This is a genomic window from Nocardioides sp. Z40_12, from assembly GCF_058215795.1.
The window spans coordinates 603,627-616,224 of the sequence record NZ_JBZAJA010000001.1; the positions used below are offsets into that span (position 1 = coordinate 603,627).

Below are 12,598 nucleotides of genomic sequence, written 5' to 3' on the forward strand. Positions count from 1 at the left end.
GGACCCATGCGGGACGAGGTGGACGGGCTGGTCGAGGCGTGGGCGCGCGAGCGCTCCGACCTCGACCTCGCGCCCGTCGAGGTCTTCAGCCGGATCGGGCGCCTCGCCCGGCACCTCGACCTGGCTCGCCGCTCGGCCTTCACCGCGCACGGCATCGAGTCGTGGGAGTTCGACGTGCTCGCCGCGCTGCGCCGCGCCGGCGAGCCCTACGAGCTCTCCCCCGGGCGGCTGCTGCGCGAGACCCTGGTCACCAGCGGCACCATGACCAACCGCGTCGACCGGCTCACCAGCCGGGGCCTGGTCGAGCGACTGCCCGACCCGCACGACCGGCGCGGCGTGCTGGTGCGCCTCACCCCCGACGGCAAGGTCACCGTCGACGGCGCCTTCGAGGCGCTGCTCGAGGCGGAGGGCCGGTTGATGAGCGACCTCCCCGACGCCGACCGGGAGCAGCTGGCCGCTTTGTTGCGCAAGCTGCTCCGCCCCTTCAGCTGACCGGTCGGCTCACTCGACCTGCTCGGCCGCCTCCAGCCACTCCAGCTCGAGCTCGTCGCGCTCCGCGGCCAGCTCCTGCAGGGTGGCGTTGAGCGCGCCCATCCGCTCGTAGTCCTCGCCGGCCTCGAGGATCTGCGCGTTGAGCACGGCCTCCTGCTCGGTGATCCTCGCCAGCTGCTTGTCGATCCGCGCCATCGTCTTGCGGGCGGCGCGCTCCTCGGCGCTGCCGCTGCGCACCTTCGGCGTCGGCTCGGCGGCTGCGGAGGCCAAGGGTGCTGCGGCCGCGGCGGCCGCGGCGGCCAGCATCGCCTGGCGCCGCTCCAGGTACTCGTCGACCCCGCGCGGCAGCATCGAGATCTTGCCGTCGTCGAGCAGCGCCCACACCGAGTCGGTGACCCGCTCCAGGAAGTAGCGGTCGTGGGAGACGACCACCAGGGTCCCGGGCCACCCGTCGAGGAAGTCCTCCAGCACGGTGAGCGTGTCGATGTCGAGGTCGTTGGTCGGCTCGTCGAGGAGCAGCACGTTGGGCTCGCTCAGCAGCAGCAGGAGCAACTGGAGGCGCCGGCGCTCCCCGCCGGAGAGCTCACCGATGCGGGTGGTCAGCCGGTCGCCGGTGAAGCCGAAGCGCTCGAGCATCGAGGTGGCGGTCACCTCCTGCCCGTCGGCGGTCCTGGTCACCCGGCGTACCGACTCCACCATCGGCAGCACCCGCTCGTCGGGGTCGAGGTCGTCGAGCTGCTGGCTGAGGTGCTGCATGGCGATCGTGCGGCCGTGCTTGACCTTGCCGGCGCGGGGCGCGAGGTCGCCCGACAGCATGGCCAGCACCGAGCTCTTGCCGGCGCCGTTGACGCCGACCAGGCCGACCCGGTCGCCGGGGCCGAGCCGCCAGGTGGCGTGGGAGAGCAGCTGGCGCTCCCCGCGGAAGAGGTCGACGTCCTCGACGTCGAGCACGTCCTTGCCCAGGCGCTGGGCGGCGAAGCGCTGCAGCTCCAGGCGGTCCCGCGGCGGCGGGACGTCCTCGATGAGCTGGTTGGCGGCGTCGATGCGGAACTTCGGCTTCGAGGTGCGGGCCGGGGCGCCGCGGCGCAGCCAGGCCAGCTCCTTGCGCACGAGGTTCTGCCGCCGGGTCTCGCTGGCCGCCGACTGGCGCTGCCGTTCGGCCTTGGCCAGCACGAAGGCGGCGTACCCGCCCTCGTAGGAGTCGACCTGGCCGTCGTGCACCTCCCAGGTGGTCTGACAGACCTCGTCGAGGAACCACCGGTCGTGGGTGACCATGACCAGGGCGCTGGGCAGGGAGGCGACGTGGCGGGCCAGCCAGGCCACGGCCTCCACGTCGAGGTGGTTGGTGGGCTCGTCGAGGATCACCAGGTCGTGCGGCTCCAGCAGCAGGGCGGCGAGCGCGCAGCGCCGCCGTTCGCCCCCGGAGAGACCCGTGACCGCCCGGTCGAGGTCGATGCCGACCAGCAGCTCGCGCACCACCCCGCGCGCGGTGGCGTCGGCGGCCCACTCGTGGTCGTCCTTGCCCCGCAGCACCGCCTCGCGGACCGTGTGGGTGTCCTCCAGCTCGTCACCCTGGTGCAGGTAGCCGACGTCGAGGCCGCCGGTGCGCGAGACGCGACCGGAGTCCGGTTCCTCGATCCCGGTCATCACCTCCAGCAGGGTGGTCTTGCCGTCGCCGTTGCGGCCGACGATGCCGATCCGCTCCCCCGCGCCGATCCCGAGGGAGACGTCGTCGAGCAGCGGGCGGATCCCGTAGGACTTCGAGACGCGCTCGAGGTTGAGCAGGTTGGGACGCACCGAGCCGCCGGCCATCAGAGGACCTCCACCATGTGGGCGCCGGCGACCGGGCCGACCGCCAGCAGCGCCAGCGGATGGACCGCCGCCATCGCGTCGGCCACCGACTGGGCCGCGTCGGTGGAGTCGCAGAGGAAGACGCAGGTGGGCCCGGAGCCGGAGACCAGCCCACGCAGCGCACCCTCCGCCTCGCCGCGCTCCAGCACCCGGGACAGGTCGGGACGCAGGTCGAGGGCGGCGGGCTGCAGGTCGTTGTGGAGCGCCACGGCCAGCCGGCCGGGGTCGCCGTAGGAGAGTGCCTCCAGCACCCGGGTGGCCGGCGCCGGCTCGTCGGGGGCGTCGGGGAAGAGGGCGTCGAAGCGCCGGTAGACCTCGGGGGTGGAGAGGCCGCGCTCGTCGGGCACCACCACCCACGCGTAGTCGCCGTGGTCGGCGACCTCGGTGACCTGCTCGCCGCGCCCCTGCCCGCGAGCGGTGCCGCCCAGCAGGGCGAAGGGCACGTCGCTGCCCAGCTCGGCGGCCATCGCCAGCAGCTCCGAGTCGGGGGTCCGCAGGTCCCAGAGACGGTCCAGCGCCACCATCGCGGCGGCCGCGTCGGCCGAGCCCCCGGCCATCCCGCCGGCCACCGGGATCGACTTGCCGATCCGCACCGCCGCGCCGGGCCCCTGCTCGCCGCCCATCAGCCGCCCCACCCGGTCGACGATGTTGGCGCCGGGTGCGGGCACCTCGGCGCCGAGCAGGTACGGCGCCAGGACGGTCTCGACGGTCCACTCCGACGACGCCGCCACGGAGACGTCGTCGTAGAGGCTGACCGCCTGGTAGACGGTGTCGAGCGGGTGGAACCCGTCCTCGCGCGGCGCGCCCACCCCGAGGTGCAGGTTGATCTTCGCGGCCGCCCGCACGGTCAGCACGCCCGACTCGGCACTCTCCAGCCGCCTGATCACGAGACCTCCTGGAGCTTCTCGGCGATCCGGGCGAAGTCGGCGACGTCGAGGACCTCGCCCCGGGCCTGCGGGTCGACGCCGGCGGCGACCAGCGCGGCCTCGGCGGCCTCGGCGGAGCCGGCCATCGCACGCAGGGTGGCGCGCAGGGTCTTGCGCCGCTGGGCGAACGCCGCGTCGATGACCGCGAAGACCTGCTGGCGGGTGGCCGTGGTCGCCGGCGGCTCGCGACGGGTCCAGGCCACCAGCCCGGAGTCGACGTTGGGCGCCGGCCAGAAGACGTTGCGGCCGACCGCGCCGGCCCGGCGCACGTCGGCGTACCAGGCCGCCTTGACCGACGGGACCCCGTAGACCTTCGAGCCCGGGGAGGCGGCCAGCCGGTCGGCGACCTCGGCCTGGACCATGACCAGCCCCCGCTCCAGCGACGGCAGCAGGGCCAGCATGTGGAGCAGCACCGGGACCGAGACGTTGTAGGGCAGGTTGGCCACCAGCACGGTGGGCGCCGGCCCCGGCACCTCGGTGATGCGCAGCGCGTCGCCCAGCACCACCTCGAAGCGGTCGACGTGGTCGGGCGCGCGCTCGGCGATCGTCGCCGGCAGGCGCCCGGCCAGCAGCGGGTCGACCTCGACCGCGACCACCCGGCCGGCAGCCTCGAGCAGGGCCAGGGTCAGCGAGCCCAGGCCCGGCCCGACCTCGACGACCACGTCGTCGGGACCCACCGCGGCGTCGCGCACGATGCGGCGCACCGTGTTGGCGTCGATGACGAAGTTCTGCCCCCGCTGCTTGGTGGGGCGCAGGTCGAGCTCGGCGGCCAGCAGACGCACCTCCGCCGGACCGAGGAGCCTCGGCGGTCTCGTCGTCATGCGGGTCACCCTATGACCTGGCACCCCCGGCGAGAGAGTCAGCGCAGGCCCAGCTGCGCGCTGCAGTGGGGCCACTGGCCCCAGCCCGCCCGCGCCTGCAGGATCGAGGCCCGCTTGATCTGCTCCTCGCGGCTGTGCTGGTGCGGGAGGCCGGTGCCGCCCACCGAGCGCCAGGTGGCGGCACTGAACTGCACGCCGCCGTAGTACCCGTTGCCGGTGTTGGTGGCCCAGTTGCCGCCCGACTCGCACTGCGCGAGCCGGTCCCAGACGGTGTTGCCGGAGGAGTAGTCCGGACCCGACGAGCGGGTGCCGACCTTGACCGTGGCGTCGACCGCCTTGCGCCGCACCTTGGCGTCCAGCACCGTACGGCGGACCAGGTCGCCGTTCTCGTAGCGCAGCCGGTAGGTGACGTCGCGCAGGCCGGGCCGGCCCTCGCGGACCACGCTGCGCTCGCCCTCCAGCATGCCGTCGTCCTTCTTCTCCACGGTGCGGAAGCCGACGTGCTCGCCCTTGACCTGCTTGCGCACGACCTTGACCCGGGTGACGGTGATCCGGTCGCCGGGCTTCACCTCGCGGCCGGGGGCCGGCTTGACCTCGTCGTCGGCGTCGAGGCTGACGTCGAGCTCGTCCAGCACGTCCTGGACGGTCAGCGCAGGCACGTGGTGCTTGCGGGCCTTGCGGCCCGCCACGGCCACCGAGACCCGCTTTGGGGTGACGACCTCGAGCTCCATGCCGGAGCGCCGGATGGAGGCGCTGCGGCTGGCCGACAGGTCGGCCCCGCGGAAGCGGTCACCGATCTGGGCCAGCGCGCCCGCGACGTCGGGGGCCGTCACCCAGTGGGTCTCGGCGTCGCCGTCGACGACGAGCTCCAGGGGACGGCTGAAGGCGACGGTCACCTCGCTCCCGTCGCTGACGGGGGTGGAGAGACCGGGCGCGACCTCGTCGCGCTCGCCGATCTCGATGCCCTCGGCCTCCAGGACGTCGGCGACGGTGTCGCCCATCGCGCTGATCTCACGCGTCTCGCCGTCCAGCGTCAGGGTCACCGACTTGGTGAGGGCGGCGTAGCCGAGGGTGGTGCCCACCAGCGCCACGGCCACGAAGGCGGCCAGCGTGACGAGCAGCGGGGTCTTCTTGCTGAGGTGTGCGATCTTTTCGCGCACGAGTCTCCAAGCTTCGTTCTTCCCGGGCCTCGGTGCCGGATCCGGCATCCACGTGCTCCTGGTGAGGTGCGGTGTGGGGCGGTCCCGGCTGGCGAAGTCATCCGATCCCGGCCAACAGTCACGAGACGATAACGAGAATTGGGTAGGCGCCAAACTCGAACCGGTGAAAACCGGGTGAAAGTGACACTCCTCTCGCCCCACAGACCACATCTGCCCCAGGACCGACATGCGTCACACCAGAACAGGGTCGGGCACGGAGCTCGGAGAGGCCCGCGGCTACCAGGAGCCGCCGAACGCGGCGTCGGTGTTGGCGTCGATGGCCGCGCAGAGGACCTCGAGGTCGTCCCCGCGGACCTGCGCCATCGCCCGCACCGTGTGCGGGACCAGGTAGGAGGCGTTGGGCCGGCCCCGGAACGGCACCGGCGTCAGGTAGGGCGCGTCGGTCTCCACCAGGATCCGGTCGCGCGGGGCCAGCGCCAGCGCCTCCCGCAGGGGCTGGGCGTTCTTGAAGGTCACCGTGCCGGCGAAGCTCAGGTGGGCACCCCGGTCCAGGCAGGCGCGGGCGAACGCCGCGTCGCCGGAGAAGCAGTGCATCACCCAGCGGTCGGGGACACCCTCGGAGTCGAGGACCCGGAGCACGTCGTCGTGGGCGTCGCGGTCGTGGATGACCAGCGTCCGATCCAGCCGCTTGGCCATCTCGATGTGCCGCCGGAAGCTCTCCTCCTGCGCGGGCAGGCCGTCCTCCCCGGTGCGGAAGTGGTCCAGGCCCGTCTCGCCGACGGCGCGGACCCGGTCGTGGGCGAGGGCCAGCGCCTCGATCTCGGCCAGCGCCTCCTCCAGCCGACCCTCGGCCGCCAGCCGGGGTGCCTCGTTGGGGTGGAGCGCCACCCCCGCGACCAGCGCCCCGTGCTCCTGCGCCGCGGCCACCGCCCAGCGGGCGCCGGGCAGGTCGCAGCCGATCTGCACGATCCGGGGCACCCCGACCGCGGCGGCTGCGGCGATGGCCTCCTGCGTCGAAGGCGGATCGCCGTCGGCGATGTCGAGGTGGCAGTGGTTGTCGACCACCGGGTGGGGCAACGGCTCGGGGGCCGGCGGGCGGGCCCTGTCGCGGGTGGCGCCGCTGGCCCGGCTCGGCCGGTCGACGGGGGTGGGCTGGCTCATCCCACCGAGGCTATCCGGGCCAGGATCGCGGCCGTCAGCTCCTCCGGCGCCTGCCTCGGGATCCAGTGGTTCATCCCCTCCAGCACCACCAGCTCGTAGTCGCCGTCCACGAAGTCGCCGCAGGCCTCCGCCGCCTCCCGCGAGAGCGCCACGTCCCGGTCGCTCCACACGTAGGTGGTGGGCACCTGGATCCGGCCCACCGAGGGCGGGGAGAGGAAGGCCCCGCGGTACCACCCGAGCGCGCCGGGCAGCGCTGCGTCGTCCACGATCTCGCGGTGGAAGCGCTCCACGTCCTCGGGGCGCATGCCGCCCTTGAGCAGCGGTACGTCGATCAGCTCCGGACGCAGCCGGACCACCGTCTCGACCAGGGCGGGGACGGCGAAGGGCGCGACGTACCAGGACTGCGCCAACTGGGGGCCGTGCAGCGCGGCGTGCACCATGGCCTTGGGGTGCGGCACGGAGACGGCGGTCAGGCAGCGGACCAGGTCGGGACGCCGGTCGGCCAGCGCCCAGGCCACCACCGCGCCCCAGTCGTGGCCGACCAGGTGGACCGGGCTCCCCACCTCCTCGACCAGGGCGACCACGTCGTGGACCAGCTCGGGGAACCGGTAGGACCACCGGGTGGCCGGCCGGGCCCCGGCGGAGTAGCCCCGCTGGTCCGGGGCGAGGGTGCGCAGCCCCGCGTCGTGGAGCAGGGCGCTGACGGCCTGCCAGGAGCCGGCCCGCTCGGGGAAGCCATGGAGCAGCACCACCGGATCGCCGTCCTGGGGCCCGCTGTCGACGACGTCGAAGGTCAGCCGACCGCGTCGGTACGACGGGATCCGGCCGCTCATCGGACGTGCACCACGTCGTAGACCACGCGCTTGGGCACCCCGGCCCTCTTCGCGACCGCAGCGATCGCCTCCTTGCGACTCATCCCGTCCTCCTCCGCTGCCGTGACGGCAGCCGCGAGGCTCTCCGGGTCGTCGGCCACCTCCGGGGCACCCTCCGCCCCGGCGACCACCACCGTCACCTCCCCGCGTACCCCGTCGGCGGCCCACTCAGCCAGCTCGCGCAGCCCGCCGCGGCGCACCTCCTCATAGGTCTTGGTGAGCTCGCGGCAGACCGCGCCCGGGCGGTCGTCGCCGAAGGCGTCGGCCAGCGCGGCCAGCGCGGACGCCGTGCGGTGCGGGGCCTCGAAGAAGACCATCGTCCGCTCCTCGGCACGCAGCGAGTCGAGGCGGCGGGCCCGGTCGCCGGCCTTGCGGGGCAGGAAGCCCTCGAAGCAGAACCGGTCGACCGGCAGCCCCGAGACGGCGAGCGCGGTCAGCACCGCGCTCGGGCCCGGCACCGCGGTCACCCGGACGTCGTGCTCGACCGCCGCGACCACCAGGCGGTAGCCGGGGTCGGAGACGCTCGGCATCCCCGCGTCGGTCACCAGCACCACCCGCTCCCCGGCGAGCAGCGCCTCGAGCAGCACCGGGGTGCGGGCCTGCTCGTTGCCCTCGAAGTAGGAGACCACCCGACCGCCCAGCTCCAGCCCGAGGTCGCTGGTCAGCCGGCGCAGCCGGCGGGTGTCCTCGGCGGCCACCACGTCGGCGTGGGCGAGCTCGTGGGCGAGTCGCGGCGGGGCGTCGCCCACCTGCCCGATCGGCGTCGCGGCGAGCACCAGCACACCGGGCCCGCCGGGGGTCGATGAGGTGGCGCCACGCCCTGGATCCCGCTCTGAGTACATGCGCCCATCCTGCACCCGCATCCGTCTACAGTGTCGGTTCGTGACCCCTCCGCGCCGCCGACCACGGCTCCAGGACCCGGTCGTCGCGTGGTCCGCGGCGCTGCTCCTCACCGGGGTCACGCTCTTCCTCCGGCTCTGGCGGCTCGGCTCCCCGCACCAGTTCTCCTTCGACGAGACCTACTACGCCAAGGACGCCTGGTCGCTGGTCAACCACGGCTACGCGCGCGGCTACACCGAGGGCGCCGACGAGAAGATCCTGGACGGGACCACCGACGGCCTGTGGACCGGCGACCCCTCGATGGTCGTCCACCCCGAGGTCGGCAAGTGGCTGATCGGGCTGGGCGAGCACCTCTTCGGGATGGACCCCTACGGATGGCGGGTCGCCTCGGCGGTGGTCGGCTCGCTGATGGTGCTGGTGATGTGCCGCCTCGCGCTGCGCCTGACCGGCTCGGTGTTCTGGGGGCTGCTGGCCGGCCTGCTGCTCTCGCTCGACGGTCTCCACCTGGTGCTCTCCCGGCTCGCCCTGCTCGACATCTTCATGGCCTTCTTCCTGCTGTGTGCCGTGCACTGCCTGGTGGCCGACCGGCAGTGGTTCCGGCAGCGGCTGGAGGAGCGCGTCCCCGGCGGGGTCACCCGCGGGTGGGGGCCGCGGGTCTGGTTCCGGCCGTGGCTGCTGGCCGGCGGCGTCGCCTTCGGCCTGGCGGTGGGGACGAAGTGGACCGCGCTCTACCCGCTGGCGGCGTTCGGCCTGCTGGTGTGGGCCTGGAGCGCCGGCGCCCGACGGGCTCGCGGCGTGCGCTGGCCGGTGCTCCGCTCGGCCCTGCTGGACGGCGTCCCCGCCTTCGTCCACCTGGTGCTGGTGGCCTTCGTGGTCTACGTGGCGTCCTGGTCGGGGTGGCTGGCCCACGCCGACGAGTACGAGCGCGCCCTGTCCAGCACGCAGTACACCACCCACGACGGCGGGGAGCCCTGGCCGACCCGCGACGAGCCCGACGCCGAGGGCCTCGGCGAGCTGAAGCAGTCGCTGACCTCCCTGGCCCACTACCACCGCGACGTCTACACCTTCCACACCGAGTTCCTCAACGACGCCACCCACACCTATGCCTCCAAGCCCCACGGCTGGCTGCTGATGAACCGGCCGGTCGGCGTCGCCACCGAGCTCGACATCGCACCCGGCGAGCAGGGGTGCGACGCGCCCCAGGGCTCCACCTGCCTGCGCCAGGTGCTGCTGCTGGGCAACCCGGTGCTGTGGTGGGGCGGGACGCTCGCGCTGCTCGCCTCGCTGGTGCTGTGGGTCGGTGCGCGCGACTGGCGCCTCGGCGTGCCCGTGGTGGGCACCGCCGCCACCTGGCTGCCCTGGTTCCAGTACGACGACCGCACCATCTTCCTCTTCTACGCCGTCGCGACCCTGCCGTTCCTGGTCCTCGCGGTGGTGCTCTGCCTGGCCCGGCTGGTCGGCCCGGATCCGCGGCCGAACCGGCGGCGGACGCTCGGCGCGGTGCTGGGCGGCTCCTTCGTGGCCCTGGTGGCCCTCTGCTTCGTCTGGTTCTGGCCGGTGTGGACCAACGAGCTCCTCACCCACCAGGAGTGGCTGGAGCGGATGTGGTTCCGCCGCTGGATCTGAGGCTGGCATGACCCGGCCCGGCGCCGGGTACGTCGGGACCATGCAGTTGCCTCCTCCCCGCGGGACGCTCAGTCACCGTCTGCGAGACGCCCTGGCCGCGTCGAGCCCCCGCCCCCTCGCCTCCCGGCCGGCCCCGGTCGCCGACGACGACCACGACGCCCAGCTGAGCCTGTGGATGCTGCACGAGCTGCACTACGGGGGCTTCGACGGCGTCGACGATGCCCTGGAGTGGGACCCGATCCTGCTCGGCCTGCGCCGCCACCTCGAGGACGACCTCGAGCAGGACCTCCGCGCGCGCTTCGAGAAGTCGGGCACCACCGCGCAGAGCGCGGAGGAGATCTTCCGGCTCGCCGACGAGCACGAGGGCGCCTCCCTCTCGCCGTACCTGCACCGGCACGCCACCCGCGAGCAGTTCCTCGAGCTGCTCCGGGCCCGGTCGGTCTACCACCTCAAGGAGTCGGACCCGGTCTCCTGGGTCGTCCCCCGCCTCGGCACCGCCGCCAAGGCGGCGCTGATGGAGCTGCAGTACGACGAGTACGGCGGCGGCGACCCCAACCGGCTGCACTCGCACCTCTTCGCCCTGGGCATGCGCGCCTGCGGGCTTGACGCGACCTACGGCGCCTACGTCGCCGAGACGCCCACCGAGGTGCTGGAGCAGAACAACGTGATGACGCTCTTCGGCCTGCACCGCCGGCTGCGCGGCGCCGCTCTGGGCCACCTGGCCGCCTTCGAGGTGACCAGCTCGCTGCCGAGCCGGCGGATCGCCCAGGGCCTGGACCGCCTCGGCCTCCCCGAGGAGATGCAGCACTACTACCGCGAGCACGTCGAGGCCGACGCGGTGCACGAGCAGCTGGCGGTGCGCACCATCTGCGGCGCCCTGCTGGAGGAGTCGCCCGAGCTGCTGGAGGACGTCATCTTCGGCGCCTTCACCTGCCTGGACCAGGAGGACCGGATCGCCCGGCACTTCCTGGAGCGGTGGGAGGCGGCGGCGTGAGCGCCGAGCCCGGCGGCCGGCCGGGGCCGGTCGGCCGTATCCCGCACGCCGACGTGGTGATCTGCCCCGGCGGCCCGATGCTGCTGCGGGGCGACCACCTCGTCGACGACGGTCAGGGCAACGTGGTCCGCACCGAGCGCCCGGTCAGCGCGGTCTGCCGGTGCGGCAAGACCGAGACCGCCCCGTGGTGCGACGGCACCCACAAGGTGCTGCCGCCCAAGCTCCGCCCCTGAGGGGTCTCACTCCTCGACGCGCCGCAGCGGCGCGGTGGCCGGCCCTTCGACGACCTGCCCGTCGAGCTCGAAGCGCGACCCGTGGCAGGGGCATTGCCACTTCTCCGCCGTCTCGTCGAGGGAGACGAGGCAGCCCATGTGCGTGCAGGCCGCGGCGACCTGGTGGAGGACGCCGTCGTGGTCCCGGTAGGCCGCGACCACCTCCCCTCCTCGCTGGAAGCGGCCGGCCGCCCCCGGGGCGAGGTCGGCCGCGGAGCCCGGGAGGACGGTGCTGCCGGCCGCGACCAGCCGGCCGGCGACCGCGTTGCCCACGAACGCCGCCCCCTGCTCGGCGGCCTGGCGGCTCTCGGCCCCCCAGCGGGCCCGGCGCAGCGTGAAGAGCTCGCGCCAGCCGAGCTCCGCGTCGTCCGGACGCGGCCGGACGACCCGACCGACGTCGGAGTCGAGGACGAGGTCGCGCAGCAGCACCCCGGCCAGCGCGCCGCTCGCCATCCCCCACCCGCCGAACCCGGTGGCCGCCCAGACCCCGGAGCCGGGCCTGGTCAGCGGGCGCAGCTCGCCGATGAAGGGGATGCCGTCGGGGGTGTGGTGGTCCTGCGCCGACCACTGGCGCTCCGCCTCGTAGCCGGGGAGCCGGTCGCGGGCCCAGCCCATCAGGTCGCTGAGGCGGACCGCCGCGCTCTGCTTGCCGGGCATGTAGGTGGCCCCCGAGACGAGCAGTCGCGCCCCGCCCTCTCCCCCGGCCGGTCGCAGCGCGGGCGAGACGGGACCGAGGCCCACGTACATGTCGGGCAGGGAGAGCGCCTCGGGCAACGGTCCGCTGAGGACGTGCTCGCGGTGGGTCTTGAGGCGGGCGAACAGGAGGCCCTCGGAGAAGGCTGGGAAGTGGGTGGCGACCACGACGTGCGGCGCCCGCACGGTGTGGCCCTGCTGGGTGACCGCGCAGTGCGGGTCCCCGGTGGCGAGCTCGACGACGCGGCTCTCCTCGTGGAGCACGCCGCCGGCCCGCACGAAGTCGGCGGCCAGGGCGTCGAGGTAGGCGACGGGGTCGATCATCAGCTGGCGGTCGAGCCGGAGCGTCTCCTCCACCTCGAAGGGCAGCCCCGGGTCGGACCCGGTCCGCACCTCCAGGCCGCACTCGGCGAGCACCTCGGCCTCGCGGCGCAGCGCCGCCGCCTCCTGCGCGTCCTCGGCGAAGATCCAGCTGGCCCGCCGCTCCAACCCGCAGCCGCCACCGATCCGGGCGACCACGCCGGCCAGGTGCTCCACCGCCATCAGCTGGGACCGCGCGTAGGCCCGGGCTGAGTCCAGGTCGGCACGGTCGGCGATCCGCGAGTAGGTCGTGCCCTGGAGCGCGCTCACCTTGGCCGTCGACCCGCCGGTGGTGCTGGTCCCCAGCCGGCGCGCCTCGAGCAGCACGACCCGCCGCCCGGCCCGGGCCAGCTCCCAGGCGGTGCTCAGCCCGGTGATGCCGGCCCCGATCACCACCACGTCGCACTCCGCGTCGGCACCCAACGGCGGGTGCGGCACGGCATTCCTGCCGTCGAGCCAGATCGGGCCACTCACACGTGCGGCGTACCCCGGGGGCCCCGCCGGGAAACCGTGGGTGTGCCTTTCGCCCC

12 protein-coding genes are annotated in these 12,598 nt (G+C 74.1%); 4 read left to right on the forward strand and 8 right to left on the reverse strand.

The genetic code is table 11. From position 1 onward, the window contains the following. The first annotated feature begins 6 nt into the window (after positions 1 to 6). Positions 7 to 492 (forward strand): MarR family winged helix-turn-helix transcriptional regulator, encoded by a 486-nt coding sequence (locus AC4BG9_RS02870; RefSeq protein ID WP_489964537.1) that lies wholly within the window; start codon positions 7 to 9, stop codon positions 490 to 492. Between the two features lie 9 nt (positions 493 to 501). Here AC4BG9_RS02870 and AC4BG9_RS02875 read toward each other — a convergent pair whose 3' ends face one another. The 7 genes from AC4BG9_RS02875 to rsmI all read right to left on the reverse strand — a co-directional run bounded on the left by AC4BG9_RS02875 (position 502) and on the right by rsmI (position 8,125). Next, complete coding sequence (locus tag AC4BG9_RS02875; RefSeq protein ID WP_490569569.1) at positions 502 to 2,304, reverse strand: ABC-F family ATP-binding cassette domain-containing protein; 1,803 nt, start codon at positions 2,302 to 2,304, stop codon at positions 502 to 504. Next, positions 2,304 to 3,230 carry a 4-(cytidine 5'-diphospho)-2-C-methyl-D-erythritol kinase gene (locus AC4BG9_RS02880; RefSeq protein WP_490569570.1) on the reverse strand — a complete coding sequence of 309 codons (927 nt, stop codon included), beginning with the start codon at positions 3,228 to 3,230 and terminating at the stop codon, positions 2,304 to 2,306. The genes AC4BG9_RS02875 and AC4BG9_RS02880 overlap by 1 nt, the downstream gene beginning before the upstream one ends. Then, on the reverse strand, positions 3,227 to 4,090 hold the full coding sequence (gene rsmA / locus AC4BG9_RS02885) for a 16S rRNA (adenine(1518)-N(6)/adenine(1519)-N(6))-dimethyltransferase RsmA (RefSeq protein ID WP_490569571.1): 864 nt from the start codon (positions 4,088 to 4,090) through the stop codon (positions 3,227 to 3,229). Before rsmA ends, AC4BG9_RS02880 begins: the two co-directional genes overlap by 4 nt. 38 nt (positions 4,091 to 4,128) lie before the next feature. Next, positions 4,129 to 5,250 carry a resuscitation-promoting factor gene (locus AC4BG9_RS02890; RefSeq protein WP_490569572.1) on the reverse strand — a complete coding sequence of 374 codons (1,122 nt, stop codon included), beginning with the start codon at positions 5,248 to 5,250 and terminating at the stop codon, positions 4,129 to 4,131. Positions 5,251 to 5,526: 276 nt separating this feature from the next. Beyond that, complete coding sequence (locus AC4BG9_RS02895; protein ID WP_490569573.1) at positions 5,527 to 6,411, reverse strand: TatD family hydrolase; 885 nt, start codon at positions 6,409 to 6,411, stop codon at positions 5,527 to 5,529. Then, a complete protein-coding gene (locus tag AC4BG9_RS02900) occupies positions 6,408 to 7,244 on the reverse strand; it encodes an alpha/beta fold hydrolase (RefSeq protein ID WP_490569574.1) in 837 nt (278 codons plus the stop codon). Before AC4BG9_RS02900 ends, AC4BG9_RS02895 begins: the two co-directional genes overlap by 4 nt. Further along, complete coding sequence (gene rsmI / locus AC4BG9_RS02905; RefSeq protein WP_490569575.1) at positions 7,241 to 8,125, reverse strand: 16S rRNA (cytidine(1402)-2'-O)-methyltransferase; 885 nt, start codon at positions 8,123 to 8,125, stop codon at positions 7,241 to 7,243. The genes AC4BG9_RS02900 and rsmI overlap by 4 nt, the downstream gene beginning before the upstream one ends. 40 nt (positions 8,126 to 8,165) lie before the next feature. Here rsmI and AC4BG9_RS02910 point away from each other — a divergent pair, with 40 nt between their 5' ends. The 3 genes from AC4BG9_RS02910 to AC4BG9_RS02920 are packed head-to-tail and all read left to right on the forward strand — an operon-like array spanning position 8,166 to position 10,976. Next, positions 8,166 to 9,749, forward strand: a complete 1,584-nt coding sequence (locus AC4BG9_RS02910) for a dolichyl-phosphate-mannose--protein mannosyltransferase (RefSeq protein WP_490569576.1) — start codon at positions 8,166 to 8,168, stop codon at positions 9,747 to 9,749. A 7-nt stretch (positions 9,750 to 9,756) separates the two neighbouring features. Further along, positions 9,757 to 10,743 carry an iron-containing redox enzyme family protein gene (locus AC4BG9_RS02915; protein WP_490569577.1) on the forward strand — a complete coding sequence of 329 codons (987 nt, stop codon included), beginning with the start codon at positions 9,757 to 9,759 and terminating at the stop codon, positions 10,741 to 10,743. Continuing rightward, complete coding sequence (locus AC4BG9_RS02920; protein WP_490569578.1) at positions 10,740 to 10,976, forward strand: CDGSH iron-sulfur domain-containing protein; 237 nt, start codon at positions 10,740 to 10,742, stop codon at positions 10,974 to 10,976. The genes AC4BG9_RS02915 and AC4BG9_RS02920 overlap by 4 nt, the downstream gene beginning before the upstream one ends. A gap of 6 nt (positions 10,977 to 10,982) precedes the next feature. On the opposite strand, the gene AC4BG9_RS02925 is transcribed toward AC4BG9_RS02920, so the two are convergent. After that, positions 10,983 to 12,542, reverse strand: a complete 1,560-nt coding sequence (locus AC4BG9_RS02925) for an FAD-dependent oxidoreductase (RefSeq protein WP_490569579.1) — start codon at positions 12,540 to 12,542, stop codon at positions 10,983 to 10,985. Between the last annotated feature and the right edge of the window lie 56 nt (positions 12,543 to 12,598).